This window comes from Bdellovibrio sp. (genome assembly GCF_036384735.1).
GTDB lineage: Bacteria > Bdellovibrionota > Bdellovibrionia > Bdellovibrionales > Bdellovibrionaceae > Bdellovibrio.
The window spans coordinates 133,230-150,506 of the sequence record NZ_DASVLT010000048.1 but is presented as its reverse complement, the minus strand read 5'-3'; the positions used below and the strand labels follow the sequence as shown (position 1 = coordinate 150,506).

Here is a 17,277-nt window from a genome sequence, read left to right as displayed (position 1 = left end):
GGCAAAGGAACAGGTTAAAAATGAAAATTCTCATTCTGCAACTCGCTAGATTAGGCGATATTTACATGAGCTGGCCTGTAATGCGGGCCATTCGTCGTCAATATCCTGATGCGCAAATCGATCTTTTAACACGCCCTCGTTTCGAAGGTGCTGTAGAGGGTTTAACTGCGATCAACCGTCATTTGTCTTTACCGTCCGCAAATATCCTTGAGCCTTTGGTTCAAGAGAATGCTGACATTGAAGCCTCTATGGAAAGACTGACGAATTTCCTTAATCCTTTAAAGGCCGAAAATTATGATTGGATTATCAATCTAACTTTCTCGCCGTTTTCGAGCTATTTGACTCATGCTTTAACTGGTGAAAATACAAAAGTAAATGGCTACACTCGCTTTTCCGATGGTTACTTCAATCCCTCTGATGAAATGAGTGCTTACTTTTATGCACAGGTGGGCGTTGATAAGGCAAATCGTGTGCATCTTGCCGATATTTTTACTTCGATGCTGAATCTCGAATACATCGAAGAGGATTGGGCGGCACCAGTGATTGCTGCAAATAACTTCAACTTGCCGGCGAATTATATGGTTGTGCATGTGGGCGCCAGTGAAAAGCACAAAGCTCTTTCACCTGCGAAATGGGCTGAAGCCTTAAATACAATCGCAGCTGCCCGTGGAAACCTGGCGGTGGCTTTGGTTGGTGCGGCTTCCGAGCATTTAGATGCGCAAGAGATCATTCGTCAGACTTCAGGTCTGCGCATGTACGATCTTGTTGGTAAAACTAAAATTTCTGACCTGTTCTCGATCATCAATTCTTCAGATTTGTTGATTGGCTGCGACAGTGCTCCGATTCATATGGCATCTTTGACTGATACTCCGACACTTAATATCAGCATCGGCCACGTAAATTTCTGGGAGACGGGTCCGAAAGCAAGCATAGGCTTTATTTTACGCGCTGAAACCGAGGAAGCGCTTTCTGGCACAAAAATCGGTCAAGTGGTGAGTCAGTTGATGGAGGGCGTTGTCGACGATTCATTGATTGTTCGTACAGCCGGCCTTGCAAGTTTCGCAAAAGAAGATGAGTCTGCTGCGGATGCGTTCCAATGGAATTTGGTTCAAGCCATTTATCTGGGAACTCCATATCCGATGGCCGAGCGCCTGGAAACTATTCAAGGTGCTATGAAGCTTGATGAAGTAAATCGCTTTATGATCGAGCAATTTGCTTTGATTCCACAATTAGGTTTGGAAAAAGTTGCAGGTTTAATCGAGCGTGGCGAAGAAATTATTAAAGCCGTTAGCCGAATTGTGCCCGAACTGAGTCCTCTTATTAACTGGTATCACGCGGAGAAGGTTCGCGTGGCTCCAGGAACTCAAGAGGAGATTCGTACCGCAACTGTGAATGTTCATGAGCGCTTTGGACAGCTTCTTCGTATTTACATCCCTCAAGAAGAGATTTTGAACGAGGAGGCTATCGATGGAACGCTTTAAAGTATCTGGCGCGGAACTTCGCAATTTCTATAATGGCAATGTGGATCTATCCCGCGTTTTCAACGATATCGAAAATGATCTTCGTTCAACAAACCAAGTGGTGTGTCGGTACGTAGTGAACGGACTTGAAATCAGCGAAGCGGATGAGGCAAAGTTCGGAACCGTATCGTTGGATCAGGTCGAAACCTTGGAATATCTGACAGAAAACAGCCGTGACTTGATGGGTGCGGTTCTTCGTGGTTGGCTTGAGGCATTGCCCGAACTGATTCAAAGAACGGAAAACCTTTCTCAACGCATGCGTGCCCAAGGACTGAGTGGTCTTTTAAAATCCATTCACGATCTGGTGCAAAACTGTGAATTTCTGATTGATAGCGTGATGTCTTTAAAGGAGCTGATGGGTGATCAGTATCTGGTGGCTAGTCCAGTTGATTGGATGAAGGCTGAAGGCGAAAGCAAGAAAACCGTTTTGGAAGCTTTGCGCGCTTTGGAAAATAAGGATTTTGTTCTTTTAGCTGATGTTCTCGAGTATGATTTAAACAATGTTTTGCAGATGTGGTTTGAGCATTTGCAGGCTTTGGAGAAGTCACTAAATGGGGAATACACAGGACCTACAATCGAATCCAGCAAAAATGGACCCGATCTTGTGGGTAGGAAACGTCTCGCCAATTAGACTTCCGCAGTTCTTTCCCTTCCAAAAACGGGAAGTGGAGATTTGGATCAGGGATTCCATTGCGGAAGCCCTGCCTCTTTTACAAAATCAGAAATTTTCCTCGATCTTAGTCCAGGACGCCGGCAATGGCGAGGGCCTTGAGCTGCTCGTGGCGGCTCGTCTTTATCAGCCGATGGCGCCACGGTTTTATATTTCATCAGATCTTTCAGAAAGCGAAGTGCGTGAGGGCATTAACAAGGCCCAAGTGTATCGCTTTATTCGTTGGCCATTAACTGAGCGTGAAGTATGGCAACAGCTTGAAGAGGCTTTGCAAACCCACGCCAAGTTTCAATCCCGCTCGGTACTTTTGCGCGAGTCATCGAATCAAAATAAAGAATTGGAAGCTTTGACCCATTCCTTAGAGGGATTGGTAGAAGAGCGCACCCAATACATTGAAATGTCCCATCAAGAGGAAGGCGACAAACTCAACCGTGAAAGACAGCTTGTTCGCTTTATCAAAGATTTAGCGACGCAAACTTCTTTTGAAGACATTTTGGTTATTTTAAGAAGGGAACTTCGTAAGTTCCATAAGATCGGTGATCCGATTTTGGCGTATCGCTTGGATGACACCAAAACTGTCTATATGAGTTTTCAACTGGGAAATCTTCATCAGTCAGAATCCGCTGTCATATTTGAATTCCCCAAAATTCCGCAGGTTCCTTCGGCGGAGTTGATTCGCCACTTCGCGAATCACTTTGGCCGCCCCTTTATTAAAACCTATGTTGTTCCGTTAGAACTGCGCATGACACTGTCGGGGCAGGGTGAAGCGATCTTAGTCATTGAAAACTCTTTATCTGATAAAGAAATGGGACCCTTCGTTGATTTCATGGCAGATCGCATGCGCCCACTTAGCATGGCATTGGACCGAGTTCTTTTGGAAAAGCAATTGCAGAGTTTTTCATACCGCTGGGAAAAAACTTTCGATGGCATGCGTGATCCTATCGCGATCGTTGATATCGACTACAACGTGGTTCGTGCTAATAGAAAATTCAGCGATAAGTTTTTGCAACATCGTTGTTTTGAGAGCTTTGCGCAAAGAAATTCTGTGTGTGAAGGATGTCCTGTGGCTCAAGCATTGAAATATGGAAAACCTCATAGCGGGCAAATTCAAGTGGATGGCCGTATTTTCCAGGTGCACAGTTATCCTGTGCAATTGGATCAAGGAGGTAATCCCACGAATGTTGTGAATCAGTATGTGGATATCACCCAGTCCCGTGAGTTATACTTGCGCATGCTTCAGAATGAAAAAATGGGAGCCATCGGTATGCTTGCGGGCAACATTGCTCACGAGCTGAATAACCCGCTGACGGGTCTTCGCTCGCTCAGCCAAGTTTTATTGCAGGAAGCAGATCCGAAGACTCATCTGTATTCCGATTTGTTAGAGATTGAAAAGGCAGCGGCTCGGTCGCAGAGAATTATTAAAAATCTTCTGGATTTTTCGAAGGGCGAAGATCAACCAGCGGAATTTGTTTCTGTGGATGAGGTCGTCGAAAGAACGCTGCCGATGTTAAAGTCGGCTCTGCGCACTCATCGTCTGGAAGTAGATTTACAAACTTTAGATAAAAATGTTTTTGTCGAGCCTCATCTTTTACAGCAAGTGGTCTTTAACTTGATTAACAACGCCTGCCAGGCGATGAAAGATCCGGGACGTCTGAGAGTCACTTCCCGTTACGCAAATTCGAAAGTTATTTTAGAAATTGAAGACACGGGGCCGGGCATTCCTCCCGAAATCCAAAGACGTATTTTCGAGCCGTTCTTTACCACAAAAAAAGAGGGACATGGTACAGGTCTTGGGTTAAGTATGTCTAAGTCCATCATTGAAAAATTCGGCGGGACTATTGAATCTCGAAATGTCGATCCTCGTGGAGCTTGTTTCGTCATTACTCTTCCGCATAAAAGTTCTTGAGGTTGATCTGTGAAGGTGTTGATCGTTGATGATGAAGCTTTAGTACGTAGGTCTTTAAGTCGTGCGTTGCGCGCGAAAGGTCATGAGGTCATCGAAGCTGTTGATGGGAATGAAGGCTTGAATCAGTGGAAGCAGATCAAGCCAGATTTGGTTTTTCTTGATGTCCTCATGCCTGGACTGAATGGGCCCGAGGTTTTGAAGGAGATGGGATCGGAGCGTCCTGGCAAAGTGATCTTGATGTCCGCTTTCGCCGGTGAGCATAACATGGAAACGGCCCAACAGATGGGAGCCGATCTTTTCGTTCCGAAACCATTTGAAGATATTTTCGCCGTTGTCAGAATGGCCGAGGATTTGTTGTCATGAGAATTATTGCTGGAAAATACCGTGGGCATCAATTGGTCGCTTTTCAGGCGGACCATATTCGTCCAACCACGGATCGAGTCAAAGAGACTCTTTTCAATAAGCTGCAATTCAATATTGCGGACTCTAGAGTTGCCGACCTGTTTTGCGGGACAGGTAATTTGGGGATTGAATCTTTATCTCGTGACGCGACCTTCTGCACATTTGTGGAAAAGAATCCGAAATCTTTGACGATCACACGCCAAAATCTGGAAAAGCTTAAAGTTCCTGCTGCTTCTTATAAAATCATCAACATGGATGTCATTTCATTTTTGAAAGCATACAATGGAGAAGCTTTTGATATTATTTTTGCTGATCCTCCGTTTACTGAAAAGATGGCCCATGCCGTGATGGAAGCGGCGGCAAAGAGTGCTGCTTTTGGCTCGCACACACTATTGGCCATTGAATCTCAGGCGAAAGAGCGAATGGAGGATCGATACGGATCCCTGGTTCGCTATAGCAAAAAAGAATTCGGTGATAAGCACTTAAGTTTGTTCTGTCACGAAGATGCTTTGAAGGAAGAAAACCAGGAAGAGGAAAACCATGAGTAACATTGCAGTCTATCCCGGCAGTTTTGATCCGATCACGATGGGACATGTGGATCTTATTAACCGGATTTCTCCTCTGTACGATCAAGTTATTGTCTTGATCGCAAAGTCTTCTCAGAAGCAGGCGATGTTTAATTTGGACGAGCGTAAAATTTTGATTGAGAAATCTTTATCGCACTTAAAGAATGTCAAAGTCGATTTCTTCGAGGGATTGACCACTGAGTACATGAAAAAGAACAAGGCCCAGGTTATTGTCAGGGGTCTTCGTGCGGTTGTTGATTTTGAATACGAAATGACGATGGCGAACATGAATAAGAAAATTGCTCCGCATATCGAGACTCTTTTGATGTTCGCGAGTCCCGAGTACTACTACATCTCTTCACGCGGAGTGAAAGAGTTGGCTGTGAATGGCGGCGCATTGGACGGACTGGTTCCTGAAGTTGTTGTCGAAGCTATGGCGAAAAAATTAAAAGGTTAATTTAGCAAGAGGAGACGATCTTGGTTCAACTGTCAAAAAGAGCACAAAATCTAAAAACATCTCCCACTCTTTTCCTGGTCGCAAAGGCTAAGGAACTGGCGGCTCAGGGACATGACGTGATTTCTTTGACTGTAGGTGAACCGGATTGGCCGACATTTGAAGTGCCCTCGAAAGCGGGTATCGAAGCTATTGAAAAAGGCATTACGAAATACACACCAGCGAATGGTACAGTGGAGCTTCGCCAGGCTATTGCGGAAAAAATTAAAAACGAGCTGAACCAGAGCTATTCTACCAAAGAAATCACCGTGGCATCAGGCGCGAAGTATATCGTGTTTGCAGCATTGCAGATGATTTGTTCGCCGGGTGATGAAGTGATCATTGGTACACCTTATTGGGTCAGTTACCCCATGATGGTTGAGCTTGCCGACGGCGTTCCTCATATTGTGGAATGTGGTGAGTCTGAAAATTTCAAGATCACTCCGGAAAAGCTCGAAGAGGCGATCAATGCAAAAACAAGAGGCTTCTTATTCTGTTCACCAAGCAATCCAACAGGTTTGTTGTACTCGGAGGAAGAGCTTAAAGCCTTGGCACAGGTTCTTAGAAAGCATCCGCAAGTGGTGATCATTTCTGATGATATGTACAATCGCTTGGTTTTTGATGGTCGGAAAGTTGCGCCGCATATTTTGCAGGTGGCTCCTGATTTGCGAGAGCGCACGGTTGTTGTGAATGGCGGATCAAAAGCCTACTCAATGACGGGCTGGCGCATTGGTTGGGCTGCGGGACCTGAGAAACTGATCACGGCGATGGCGGACTATCAAAGTCAGTCGACGGGATCGCCCTCAAGTATTTCTCAACATGCGGCCTTGGCTGCATTAAAAAACTGCGAACCGGATATTGCTGAAGTCGTAAGAAAGCTGATTGCTAGAAAGAATTCCGGCATCGAGGCGTTTGCAAGTATTCCGCAATTTAAAGTTTCAAATCCAGAAGGTGCATTTTATTATTGGGTGGATATTCGTGCGTGCCTGGGTAAAAACTTTGGCGATACTCACATCCGTACGTCAAAAGACTTCTGTGATATCTTGCTAGAGAAATTCTTTGTAGCAACAGTGCCAGGGGCCGAGTGCGGATCAGAGGGATTCATGCGCTTAAGCTTCGCAGTGTCCGAAGACACTATGAAGCGTGCTATTGGCCGTATGAAAGAATTTGTAAGTCAGCTTTCGTAAAGTTTCGCTGGTTCGATCGCTTGAAGAGCTTTCGACAAATCTTTATGCTGCTGCTCTGTCATCTTGGCAAAAACTTTTGTGATAGAGGCATAGTATTCCGGCATTACTTTGTTCAATAACTTCTGACCTTTTGTTGTCAGGCTGATTTCATGAGCGCGACGATCTGTCTTGCAGGTGTTGCGCTTCACATAGCCTTCTTCTTCCAAAGTCTCAAGCAAACGACTGAGAGTTGCCCCGGTGATTCCAAGAACCTTTGTCAAAGCCGTGGGGGAGAGTGTGTGCGTTTCTTCGCGCATCAAAATGACAAGAATCAACCAACGGTTTTGTAGAAGACCGTATTTCATCAATGACTTGTCAAGAGCCGTGGATAGTTCGGTCGCTGTGCGAAGAAGCATAAGAAAGCTCATCACGGACTTGCTATCAAGTTCGGGATATTGCTTTTTTAATCGTTCTAAGTGAGCCTCTGTAGGCAAAATCAATAAATTAAACATAAATCTTCCAGTTAAAATTTTATATCTGCTGCGACAGGCCTTTGCAAATAATTTGAGCTACGGTAATGTTAGCATGCTAACGAATGGAGTAAAAATGGAATTTATTAAGCTGGGTAAAACGGATCTTAAAGTGTCAGCCCTCGGTTTAGGCTGCATGGGTATGAGCGAATTCTATGGTGATGCAGATGAAAAGGAATCTATTGCAACGATTCATAAGGCCATAGACCTTGGAATAAACCTGTTCGATACAGCTGATATTTACGGGCCATTTACGAATGAAATTCTTGTTGGAAAGGCCTTGAAAGAGCAGCGTTCCAAAGTGATTCTCGCGACTAAATTCGGAATCGTGAGAGATCCGCAAAATCCCGCAGCGCGTGGTGTGAACAACAGTCCTGTGTACATTAATAAGTGCGTTGAGGACAGTTTGAAGCGTCTGAATACAGATTATATCGACCTGTACTATATGCATCGCATGGATCCGAACACTCCGATTGAGGAAACAGTAGGAGCTATGGCGAAATTGGTAGAGCAGGGAAAAGTTCGCTATCTGGGATTGTCAGAGGTTTCGGCAGCAGTTTTGACTCGTGCAAATAAGGTGCATCCCATCACGGCATTACAAAGCGAATACTCTCTGTGGAGTCGTGATCCCGAAAATGAAATTCTTCCGACCTGCGACAAGTTGGGTGTAACATTTGTCGCTTATTCCCCGTTGGGGCGTGGGTTTTTAACGGCAAAAGTAGATCCATCAAAGCTGAGCGCAAACGATTACCGCAAGAGCAATCCACGTTTTATGGGCGAGAACTACGAGCATAATCACCAATTGGTGGAGAAGCTTGAGGAGTTCGCAAAGCAAAAGAATGCGACCCCTGCACAGATTGCCCTGGCTTGGGAGCTTCATCGCAATCAGTCGTTGATGCCTCTGGTGGGAACAAAACGTCAGAAGTACATCATCGAAAATGTTCAGGCATTGGAAATTAAATTAAGCGAAGCAGATCGTCAGTTCTTGAATGATCTTTTTGCGCCTTCAAAGATCGCGGGGGATCGTTACGCCGCCGAGGCGATGAAGCTATTGCGTGCGGAAAATAAAAGCGCCCTTTAAAAGGGCGCTTCGTTCAGTTCAGAATTTAAATTTAAATTAGAAGAACAATTTTTTGAAGAAGTTTACGATGCGGGCAAAGAAGCCTTCTTCGTAAACTTTCGGTACAACGCCCTTGATCGAGCTAGGGCTGCGATCATCAGAGTTGCATTGGTAAGCGACATTCAATGTTCGACCTGCAGGAATCGCCTGGCTGAACACTAATGTCATACCTTGGACAGATGCTGTTATGGAACCGATTGTTGGCGTTACTGTCACGCTAACATTACCCACCGGAGTACACTCTAACGCGATCGAATTCAAAGAGTCCGTGATCTTATCAATAAACAGGTTCATGTTCGTCGAGAAGTCAGAATCACAGATAGATCCCACACCACCGCCAGTTAAATAAGAAAGCTGATTGTAGATGTTGCCATAGTGACTGATTGAACCTGAGGCATCCTGTGAAGCCTTACAGGCCGTATCACCTGGTTTTACGATGATTGAATTCACAGTAAACTTCTTGTCGCTACCGAACGTACTTTTCACGTAAGAGATAAAGTTAGCCGGCAAATCTTGAGTCTCAAGAGGCTGATACTCACTTGTGTAAACTGCTGCACTTTGATCGCCACCTACGCTACGTTCATCTTCGTCAGAGATAATAATGTAAGCAATCGCCGCGCCATCACGGTAACAACCGCTGGCGCCTGAATAGTGGTAGTCGCCATTGTAAACGTGATTGTAGGCCGCTTTAATCGCGCGCTCGTCATCCGTTCCTGCCCAGCCAGCACCAATGTAGTTAATTGTGTTAGCAAAGATTGTCGGAAGATTTGTTTGGCCTTTTTTAAGAATATAACCAAGACTTGTTGAAACCGAAGTCGTTGCTTGCCAGTACATTGAAGCGCCCCAGGCAGGTTGAGTGTTACCACCCATCGGCACTGCATTTGTGATAGTCACACAAGCTTGCCAATCCAAATTCGCATTGTTTTCCAAAGTCGATACGAAGTTAGAAAGTTTTGCCGCCAACTTTTGGTTGTCCGGAAGCATCGAACCCGAATCATCGATAATAAGAATGATATCAAGTTTGTTATTAGAAGCTGTGACGGTTGTTGAATATGTCACATCACGAAGACTGCTCGTTGTCGTTGTATCAGTCGAAGTAGTTGTAGTACCTGGAGTGGGAGTTGCAGGTGTCACGGGGATCGCTGAACCCGCATCTGTTGAAGAATCCGTGGAAAATTTTACGGGCCCGCACGCCGCTAAGAAAAAAAGAAAAGTCGCCGGCAAGAACATCCACGACAGATTTGAAAGCGATCTCGACATATTTCCAACTCCCCTTTCATGCAGAATAACATGGAAGGCGATTCCGTCTCAAAACTCTCCAGGTCCAGTCTGGCTTTGAAACAAAACAGACCTTGGTCTCATTGTGAGACGGACCTTAGCCAGTTTAGAATTAAATCTATGTTTGTCCGAGGAGGCCGAGCGTGAGTTTCTGGTTCTTGCTACAACTATTAGTGAACATCATCCTTTTAGCGGGGATTGTGGGTTTATGGGTCCGTTTAAATCGTCCTCCAAAAGATGATCCACGTTTAAGCAAAGGCCTGCAGCTTTTGCAAAGCAAGATCGCCGTATTAGAAGATCTTTCAGATCGCACTGAGACTCAGGTGAATCAGTTAACGGCTTTATTGGAGCAAAAAGTAAAAGACATTCAGGCGAAAATTCAAACTTCTGAAAAGCAAATCGCGAAAATCGATCAAAGCATGCAAAAAAGTTTGGAAGTGGCGAAGATCTTCCAAGATCGAATTCCTCACACCGAAATTGTCGAGCGTCAAAACACTATTAAATATGTCAAAGCCGCTCGTTTGGCTCATCAGGGCCTAAGCGTTGATGAGATCGCTCAACAAGTGAATGATTTATCTCGTGGTGAAATCGAGTTCATTGCGAAAGTGAACCGTGATCAATTGATGTTCTGCGAAGAAAGCCTGCCTGAGTGGGCGAACAGTGCGGAACAAACTGAAGCTCTCGAAGAGGCTTCTGATTTGAGTGACGTTGATAACATCTCTTTCATGACTCCGCTTCAACGTGATAAACAACAAGACATCAGCGCGGTCTTTGAGGTCCCTAAAGCCAACAACGATGCGATGAAAAAACTAGGGGAGGCATTCAAAGCTGCATGCCTCGAGGCGGAAGAGCAAGAGCAGAAACCAGTGGCTCCAAGCATTTTAAATGTGACTCAAGATATCGCGCAAAATTTCCTGGGCGAAAAACCTCAAGGTACGAATCCCGGTAAAGCAAGTCCCACAAATAGAAAAATGGATGGAGTGATTCGTCCTGTGGAATTCCGTCGTATTGATATGACGAACGATTTGGGCTAAGCATGGCGACCCAGGCCTTTTTTAGATCACTAAAAAAAGGCCAAGTCCTCCGCGCGAAAGTGGAGGACATATCTTCTATTACCGGAATACTTTTAAATTTCGACGGCGATCTTCTTCGCATATCCAATCTTACTGGTTCAATGATTGCCAAGGGGCAAATGATTCAACTGCAAGTTCGCAGTGTGGATCCTCTGGAGTTTCAGGTTTTTTCTGTCAGCTCGCCACGCTTCGAACGACTCGCATAAATTTCCCGCATAATTCACAAAATTTAATTTCTGCTAAAAAGCAACTGTCTTTAGGACCAGAAATTGAGGACTAGGTCCTGCTTTTGTTTGAACCTAAGTCTAAAACCCTCAATCCTGAATGGGTTGTTTTGAATGAATCAAAACTTAAAGAGGGGAAAACATGAAAGTATTAAACCATCTATTGGTCGCGGGTCTTATCTTCGCTGCGGGCGCTGTTCAAGCAGCTCCGATTACAGGAAAAATCGTTGGCGGTTCTGAAGCTGCTATCGGCGAATTCCCATATATCGTATCTCTACAAGCTGCTTCTTACGGTCACTTCTGCGGTGGTTCTTTGATCAAAAAGAACTGGGTGTTGACGGCTGCTCACTGTGTAAAGGGCGGAACTATTAAAAACGTCGTGATTGGTCTTCACGATCAAAAACAAACTGCGAATGCAGAATTCATCGCTCCGAAACGCATCATCGCTCATCCTTCGTACAATTCTTCTACAACTGATTGGGATTACGCTTTGATCGAGCTTTCTAAAGACTCTTCTTACACTCCAGTTCCGTTGAACACGTCAGAGATCGCTATCTCTGACGATGGCACTCCTGTGATGGCGACTGTTGCGGGTTGGGGTACAACAAGCGAAGGCGGATACTCTTTGCCAAATCTTTTGCAAAAAGTTGACGTTCCATTGGTATCTCACGATTCATGCAACAAATCTTATTCTAACAAAATCACGGACCGCATGATCTGTGCTGGTTACGCGGATGGTGGTAAAGATTCTTGCCAAGGTGACTCTGGTGGTCCACTTGTAGCAAAAGGTGACGACGGTCAAACATACTTGATCGGTGTTGTGAGCTGGGGTCGTGGTTGCGCTCGCGCAGGTTATCCAGGCATCTACTCTAAAGTAAATGCAGCAGTTGATTGGATCAACGCTAACGCAAAATAGTTTCAAGCCAATTGAAACATTCAGCCCATCTTCTGAGGGGGAGGTTGGCTGAAAAAGAAAACCCACAATCTTGCGATTGTGGGTTTTTATTTTCTAAAATTTAAAATCAGAATTACTTCGAAGACTCTTTAATGAAAAGGGTCAGATAGTGGCGAACCATGTATTCCAATTTCAATGGTTGGTTTTGGTAAGTCCAAATGATCTCGCCGAAAGCACCCCATTTAGCTTCTACAATATGTTCATCCATCACGTTTGTTGCAGCCGCTTGAGCTTCTGAACCTGGTGTTGGAATGTAGTTTGTACCGATGAAGTTGAAACGGATGCTGATTTGTCCCGGAGCTTTCAAAGAGAAAATCATTTTGAAACCGTTACGGAACAACATGAAATCCGCGTGCGTCTTAGCGATGCCGTAGATTTTGATTCGACCCAAAGCTGAGGGCTTCAGTTCGTTAAAGGAAGTGGAGGCGTCTACAAATTCCGTCTTAAGCTCAAGCAAGAACTGAATGGTTTCGTTGATAAGAATCTTATCAGCGTCGAAACCGAAACTCATATCAACGAGTCCCGACTCTTCCATTTGTTGTTCAGCTTTCACAAGTTCTTTAATCCAGCTGATCTTTTCCATGACCCCTCCATCAACAGGCAACATCCTCGCCGCTAGTTGTCGTTATCTTCAATAATTTCGAGGGCCTCGCGCTTTGTCAAGACTGGGTAGTTTGGCTCGGCGCGATGAAGATTAAAGTCCGCTGATTTGAAGGGCTGTTCCCACGACATTTTCGGGGCCTGCACCACCATTGAAGGCTTGATAGAAGCCAAGAACCAGAGTGACCGGGAATGAATAGCCTACGGTAGTTTCAAATCTCGCTTCAAGACCCGCACTCCAGAAGGAGCGTTTCATACTGATGGATTCGGCAACTCCAGTTTGGTCATTTAAGAAAATGCCGTCAGCGGCCACTCCGTCGCCCACCAAGGCGCCAGAAATCCTGCGAATAAATAAAGGATCTGTTCCTGAACCGCCATAAATATTCCAGAATGGAAAACGATATTCCAAGTTCACGTTCACTAGGTTTCGCCCATAGAACTGACCTCGTTGGTAGCCGCGCATGATGTATTCAGGCAGCGGGTTATCAGGAATATAAACCAAAGAGTCGGTTGAAACCCCATATACCGATGGAATGCGGTCCACGGTATAGACGCCCTTTGCTCGAACCATGAGGGCGTGATGTTTTGGCAGAAAATAACTAAAGTATTTTTCACCGCCGACGAGAAACTGCCAAGTATGCAGATAATCTTCGTAAGGAACATAGTCATAAGCTCCAAGATAAACACCCAATCCTGATTCGGGAGAGATCTGCGCACCAGCCTGTGTATAGTTTGTGTAGGCCAACATCGCAAACGGCCCCATGCGTTTTGTGGAAGCATTTCCTGTCGGAGTTTCCGTCGTTCTTTCAAAGTGCTGAACGCCCACTTGCAAGCTTGCGTAACGAGACATCCAGAACATGTCAGGCAAAACGGCCGCGCTAATAGACGAGTCCTCGATCTGATTATTCACATCGCCCAAGTAAGAACTCGTATGATAAGCACCGATTACGAAAGGCAATGAAGTCGTTTGATTCAAATAAGAACCCACGATGCTGCCTTTGTTAATCAAAGTATCCCAAGATCCCAAAAGCGTGTACGAGTGCTTTTTCAAAGGATCAAATCCCGAAGTCTGCGCTTGAATCACAAGGCCTGTGTCGCTGGAAGAACTCACAATGAACGGAATCCAATATTGAGGCCACAAATAATGATAAGGGGAGTAATCAGAAATGTCGGCCTTCGCAACCAATCCCTTTGCCGTGTTCGTTGCCTCAGAGTCATTCGTCACAGCAGGGTAACGATCGTTCATTAAGGGTTTAATATAAGGCAAGTCTTTTGGGGTTTTCTCCCAATCTTCTTTTTGCATGGTTGCGATTTTAAATCCGCCAGAAGTCATTGTTGTTGCAAACAAGTCTTTGCGAGAAGGATCTAAATCCGACATGAAGTAAGCAGTCAGGGTGTGTGTTATGGGGTGAGCGGTTGAAAGGTCTTTCGACGCCAAATAAACGTTATGAGTGCCGTTGCGACTTGAGGTAAAGATCAAGCCTTCGCTTGTCATTTTTGCGAAACGCGCATCGGGGAATTGGCTCAGTATTTCTGAAACTTTATTTGTCTCGGCATTGTAGCGATACAAATGCTCTTCACCGATGGCATTTCTGTATGAAAAGACAATATCGTGATTGTCGATGAACGTCGGATAAGAGACACGTTCTTCAAGAGCGGGACTGAAGACAATGTGATAAGTTTTCTTCACAGCATCCAGTTTTAAAGTCGCAAGCTGTGTTTTCCCGCCTGAAAGTTTAATAAATGCCACAAGTTTTCCGTCAGGGGAGACTGCGGGTTCGCGAGCTCTTAGACCACGGGTTAGATTTTCTGTTTTCTTTGTTTCAAAGTTATAGACATGCAGATCCGAAAAACTTTCCACACGATTTACTAAATTGATCTTGTCATAAATCAAACGAGTTGAATCTGGAAACCAGCTGACACGTTGAATACTGCCAGACATCGGTTCGTCATTTTGCATCGGTGGCGCTAAGTTCTGGTCAAATTTCTCGATGGTGTCGGCTTTTTTGGAATCAAGAAAACTTTGGCTTAGGTCATCACGGGAAAGAATTTTTACCGAGCGATTTTTACTGTCATCTTGAGTGATCATTGCCAATTTTTTTCCATCCGGAGAAACCGCTGGCGCACTCAAATACTGGTAGCTGTCTTTGGCGATAACGGCCGGAGTTGGATTTACTTCGCGTAAAGTCTTTAATTGCTCCAAGGCCAATTCAGAGGTCTGTTTTAACGCATCTCCATATTGGGTGACATAATTTTTGCCGAAGTAATCACGAGCCGGTTGCTCGACGAAATATGGAACACGACCCGCTTGGCGTTGATTGATTTCATCGATCACTTTGTCGCCGTGTTCGGCGATGATTTCACTCCACATCAAAGAGCCAAACAAGTAAGGACGAGCTCCTTCAGGCCATGATGGCATGACTTCATTGACCTGCGCGAGATCAAAAGTGAAGAATGTTTCATCATCAACCATGGCACGAATCGAGGCATCTTGATAGATCGAACGAAGACGGCCATGTTTTCCAAGGCGCGTTTCCATTTGCACAGCCAAACCCTCTTTCCACCATGTTGGTAAAAGTAGATTTGGCGCGATGATATTCCCGAAGATAAAACGCAACGGCTTCATGATGCCGCGAGCGGGTTCGAAATTTAAAATGTGCGTGTACTCGTGAGCTAAAAGTTCGAAGGCCCAATCACCCGTATCGGCCAAACTGTCTTCGGGTCCCGGCATAACAGGATAAGCCATGATGTGAGGATAAGGAATGCGAGTCGCATAACCGTTTGTTAAATCCGTTTTATCATTTATGACCACAGAGAGTCTTTCCGGAGCTTCGCTAAAGAATTCCTTAAGCTGGAAGTAAGCTTTCTCGAGTTTTTCTGCGTAAAGAAGACCCAAATCTTGCTGCCCAGCATTATAAATCACATCAAAGTGCTCGCTGTGGATTACTTTCCACTTAATTTCAGGACGAACTTCCCACTGCGCGTAAGAGATTGGAGCGAAAAAATTAAATCCGATGAGGATGAACAAGATCATTAAATAATTGCGCATACTGAATCCAAGCTAACGCAAGTCCACTTTGGTAATCTAAGGTTTGACAATGGACTGCTATAAATTAAAGTTTCCTTAATCATATAGATTCGAACTTCCTAGGAGGACATCATGGTTCGTAAATTGGCTCTTGGTCTTGTTGCTTGCGCTCTTGTAGCAGGTTGTAAATCTAAACAAACACAATCTAACGATAACATCGAGACTGCGCCAACAGGCCAATCTACTGCAATTGATTCAGCTCCATTGAGCTTTGACCCAATGGGTTCTGACTCTGGTAAAATCGATGGACTTGTAACTGTTCACTTCGGTTACGACAAATCGAACTTGGATGCTGAGGCGAAAAAAGACATCGCTAAAAATGCAGATTGGATGAAGAAAAACGCAAACGTAAAAGTTCAAATCGAAGGTCACTGTGACGCTCGTGGTACGATCGAGTACAATGTCGCTCTAGGTGAACGTCGTGCGAACGCTGTAAAAGCTTACATGGTGAGCCTTGGTATCCCTGAATCTCGTTTGAGCACAATCAGCTACGGTAAAGAAAAACCAATCGCAACTGGTGATTCTGCAGAGGCTTACGCGAAAAACCGTCGCGCTAACTTCGTACCAGCTCAGTAATTTCGAAGGGTGAGAAGTGAGATTAGTTAGACTATTCGTCGGAGCACTTTTTCTTGTGATCCTTGGTTGTCAAACTACTCCTGCACCCATTGAAGACTACTCATTGGCTCGGGCCGCTATTGATGCGGCCCGTTCTGTTCAAGCCGCCCGACATTCACCTGGGTACTGGCATCAGGCTGAAGAAGCCTACCGTAAAGGTCGTATTTATTATGACGACCGCGATTATAGTAAAGCGAAAGAACAATTTGTTCGTGCTAGAATTTCTGCTGAAAAAGCGGAGAATTCTGCTCGTTTGATTCGTCAAAGAACTGGAGATGTTCTATGAAGTTAGAGATTTTTTGGAAAAACCAGCTGACAGCATTGTTCTTCGCCGATGTACGAGGAGTACACCTTCCTCGTCGCGCCTTGCATCTGGTCTTTCCAAAAAATCTCTTTGTGGCTGCAATGACCGGCCTTATGTTGACAGGCTGTCTTCAGACTCGAAATGACGTTCGTGAAAACGAACAAAGAAACGTCATGCAACAACAAGTGACAACTTTGCAGAAATCTAACGCTGATGTAGGCAATCGATTCGCTGACATCGAAGATTCTATGCGCAACTTGAACGGTCGCGTGGATGTGATCGAAAATAAGTTGGGGCAAAACAGTTCTGGTATCGATTCTGCTTTGAAAGCTTCACAGCAACAAAACCAAGATTTGAATCAAAAAGTGGCTTTGTTGCAAGATGCCTTGGGCAAAATGGAAAAAGAGATTTTTCAATTGAACACGGATTTGCAATCTGTGAAGGCAGCTCAGGCTGCGGCTGCTGCTCAAGCGGCGACTGAGAAGTCATCTCGCCACTCTAAAGATAAAGACGCTTATGAAAATGGCCAAGAGTTCTTCAATAAGAAGGACTGGAAGCAAGCAATTCTCCAATTTCAAAAGTACCGCGACGAAAACCCAAAAGGGGCGAAATTTGCGGATGCTACCTACAAAATTGGCGTTTCTTTCCAAGAATTAGGTATGAAAGACGAATCTAAGACGTTCTATGACGAGGTTGTTGGTAAATTTCCTAAGTCAGATGAGGCCCGTCGTGCTAAGATCCGTCTTAAAGGATTAAAAAAATAACCA

17 protein-coding genes are annotated in these 17,277 nt (G+C 44.9%); 13 read left to right on the top strand and 4 right to left on the bottom strand.

All coding sequences use genetic code 11. From position 1 onward, the window contains the following. Nucleotides 1–20: 20 nt before the first annotated feature. The 7 genes from VF412_RS14605 to VF412_RS14575 are packed head-to-tail and all read left to right on the top strand — an operon-like array spanning nucleotide 21 to nucleotide 6,744. Complete coding sequence (locus tag VF412_RS14605; RefSeq protein WP_331339991.1) at nucleotides 21–1,481, top strand: glycosyltransferase family 9 protein; 1,461 nt, start codon at nucleotides 21–23, stop codon at nucleotides 1,479–1,481. Continuing rightward, nucleotides 1,468–2,151, top strand: a complete 684-nt coding sequence (locus VF412_RS14600) for a hypothetical protein (protein WP_331339990.1) — start codon at nucleotides 1,468–1,470, stop codon at nucleotides 2,149–2,151. Before VF412_RS14605 ends, VF412_RS14600 begins: the two co-directional genes overlap by 14 nt. Nucleotides 2,152–2,185: 34 nt before the next feature. After that, entirely contained in the window at nucleotides 2,186–4,096 is a 1,911-nt protein-coding gene (locus VF412_RS14595; protein ID WP_331339989.1) for an ATP-binding protein, read from the top strand. A 9-nt stretch (nucleotides 4,097–4,105) separates the two neighbouring features. Further along, nucleotides 4,106–4,459 (top strand): response regulator, encoded by a 354-nt coding sequence (locus tag VF412_RS14590; protein ID WP_331339988.1) that lies wholly within the window; start codon nucleotides 4,106–4,108, stop codon nucleotides 4,457–4,459. Next, nucleotides 4,456–5,046, top strand: coding sequence for a 16S rRNA (guanine(966)-N(2))-methyltransferase RsmD (gene rsmD, locus VF412_RS14585; protein ID WP_331339987.1), 591 nt, complete (start codon nucleotides 4,456–4,458; stop codon nucleotides 5,044–5,046). The genes VF412_RS14590 and rsmD overlap by 4 nt, the downstream gene beginning before the upstream one ends. Beyond that, nucleotides 5,039–5,521 (top strand): pantetheine-phosphate adenylyltransferase, encoded by a 483-nt coding sequence (coaD, locus tag VF412_RS14580; protein ID WP_331339986.1) that lies wholly within the window; start codon nucleotides 5,039–5,041, stop codon nucleotides 5,519–5,521. Before rsmD ends, coaD begins: the two co-directional genes overlap by 8 nt. A 20-nt stretch (nucleotides 5,522–5,541) precedes the next feature. Beyond that, nucleotides 5,542–6,744, top strand: a complete 1,203-nt coding sequence (locus VF412_RS14575) for a pyridoxal phosphate-dependent aminotransferase (protein WP_331339985.1) — start codon at nucleotides 5,542–5,544, stop codon at nucleotides 6,742–6,744. Here the strand turns inward: VF412_RS14575 and VF412_RS14570 are convergent. Next, nucleotides 6,732–7,235: a MarR family winged helix-turn-helix transcriptional regulator gene (locus tag VF412_RS14570; protein WP_331339984.1), complete on the bottom strand. Its 504-nt coding sequence runs from the start codon at nucleotides 7,233–7,235 to the stop codon at nucleotides 6,732–6,734. The two genes, VF412_RS14575 and VF412_RS14570, sit on opposite strands and share 13 nt — an antisense overlap. A 94-nt stretch (nucleotides 7,236–7,329) precedes the next feature. On the opposite strand from VF412_RS14570, the gene VF412_RS14565 reads away from it, so the two are divergent. After that, nucleotides 7,330–8,334: an aldo/keto reductase gene (locus tag VF412_RS14565; RefSeq protein WP_331339983.1), complete on the top strand. Its 1,005-nt coding sequence runs from the start codon at nucleotides 7,330–7,332 to the stop codon at nucleotides 8,332–8,334. 36 nt (nucleotides 8,335–8,370) lie between these two features. Here VF412_RS14565 and VF412_RS14560 read toward each other — a convergent pair whose 3' ends face one another. After that, nucleotides 8,371–9,633, bottom strand: coding sequence for a hypothetical protein (locus tag VF412_RS14560; RefSeq protein ID WP_331339982.1), 1,263 nt, complete (start codon nucleotides 9,631–9,633; stop codon nucleotides 8,371–8,373). Between the two features lie 161 nt (nucleotides 9,634–9,794). Here VF412_RS14560 and VF412_RS14555 point away from each other — a divergent pair, with 161 nt between their 5' ends. Together VF412_RS14555 and VF412_RS14550 are read left to right on the top strand one after the other, a co-directional pair. Beyond that, nucleotides 9,795–10,685: a DUF2802 domain-containing protein gene (locus tag VF412_RS14555; RefSeq protein WP_331339981.1), complete on the top strand. Its 891-nt coding sequence runs from the start codon at nucleotides 9,795–9,797 to the stop codon at nucleotides 10,683–10,685. Nucleotides 10,686–11,090: 405 nt separating this feature from the next. Further along, the gene (locus VF412_RS14550) at nucleotides 11,091–11,864 is read left to right on the top strand and encodes a serine protease (protein ID WP_331339980.1); all 774 of its coding nucleotides are present in this window, start codon (nucleotides 11,091–11,093) and stop codon (nucleotides 11,862–11,864) included. A gap of 112 nt (nucleotides 11,865–11,976) precedes the next feature. On the opposite strand, the gene VF412_RS14545 is transcribed toward VF412_RS14550, so the two are convergent. Together VF412_RS14545 and VF412_RS14540 are read right to left on the bottom strand one after the other, a co-directional pair. After that, nucleotides 11,977–12,486, bottom strand: a complete 510-nt coding sequence (locus VF412_RS14545; protein WP_331339979.1) for a hypothetical protein — start codon at nucleotides 12,484–12,486, stop codon at nucleotides 11,977–11,979. A 111-nt stretch (nucleotides 12,487–12,597) separates the two neighbouring features. Further along, entirely contained in the window at nucleotides 12,598–15,552 is a 2,955-nt protein-coding gene (locus VF412_RS14540) for a hypothetical protein (RefSeq protein WP_331339978.1), read from the bottom strand. Nucleotides 15,553–15,663: 111 nt separating this feature from the next. On the opposite strand from VF412_RS14540, the gene pal reads away from it, so the two are divergent. The 3 genes from pal to VF412_RS14525 are packed head-to-tail and all read left to right on the top strand — an operon-like array spanning nucleotide 15,664 to nucleotide 17,274. Then, nucleotides 15,664–16,167 (top strand): peptidoglycan-associated lipoprotein Pal, encoded by a 504-nt coding sequence (pal, locus tag VF412_RS14535; protein ID WP_331339977.1) that lies wholly within the window; start codon nucleotides 15,664–15,666, stop codon nucleotides 16,165–16,167. Nucleotides 16,168–16,183: 16 nt separating this feature from the next. Next, on the top strand, nucleotides 16,184–16,492 hold the full coding sequence (locus VF412_RS14530) for a DUF4398 domain-containing protein (RefSeq protein ID WP_331339976.1): 309 nt from the start codon (nucleotides 16,184–16,186) through the stop codon (nucleotides 16,490–16,492). Continuing rightward, nucleotides 16,489–17,274, top strand: coding sequence for a tetratricopeptide repeat protein (locus tag VF412_RS14525; protein WP_331339975.1), 786 nt, complete (start codon nucleotides 16,489–16,491; stop codon nucleotides 17,272–17,274). The genes VF412_RS14530 and VF412_RS14525 overlap by 4 nt, the downstream gene beginning before the upstream one ends. Nucleotides 17,275–17,277: the final 3 nt, after the last annotated feature.

Bases quoted from the DNA above. Each gene is read 5' to 3' on its own strand.
- VF412_RS14605 (WP_331339991.1), top strand. From the start codon at position 21: ATGAAAATTCTCATTCTGCAACTCGCTAGATTAGGCGATATTTACATG.
- VF412_RS14600 (WP_331339990.1), top strand. From the start codon at position 1,468: ATGGAACGCTTTAAAGTATCTGGCGCGGAACTTCGCAATTTCTATAAT.
- rsmD (WP_331339987.1), top strand. From the start codon at position 4,456: ATGAGAATTATTGCTGGAAAATACCGTGGGCATCAATTGGTCGCTTTT.
- coaD (WP_331339986.1), top strand. From the start codon at position 5,039: ATGAGTAACATTGCAGTCTATCCCGGCAGTTTTGATCCGATCACGATG.
- VF412_RS14570 (WP_331339984.1), bottom strand. From the start codon at position 7,235: ATGTTTAATTTATTGATTTTGCCTACAGAGGCTCACTTAGAACGATTA.
- VF412_RS14565 (WP_331339983.1), top strand. From the start codon at position 7,330: ATGGAATTTATTAAGCTGGGTAAAACGGATCTTAAAGTGTCAGCCCTC.
- VF412_RS14560 (WP_331339982.1), bottom strand. From the start codon at position 9,633: ATGTCGAGATCGCTTTCAAATCTGTCGTGGATGTTCTTGCCGGCGACT.
- VF412_RS14550 (WP_331339980.1), top strand. From the start codon at position 11,091: ATGAAAGTATTAAACCATCTATTGGTCGCGGGTCTTATCTTCGCTGCG.
- VF412_RS14545 (WP_331339979.1), bottom strand. From the start codon at position 12,486: ATGGAAAAGATCAGCTGGATTAAAGAACTTGTGAAAGCTGAACAACAA.
- VF412_RS14540 (WP_331339978.1), bottom strand. From the start codon at position 15,552: ATGCGCAATTATTTAATGATCTTGTTCATCCTCATCGGATTTAATTTT.
- pal (WP_331339977.1), top strand. From the start codon at position 15,664: ATGGTTCGTAAATTGGCTCTTGGTCTTGTTGCTTGCGCTCTTGTAGCA.
- VF412_RS14525 (WP_331339975.1), top strand. From the start codon at position 16,489: ATGAAGTTAGAGATTTTTTGGAAAAACCAGCTGACAGCATTGTTCTTC.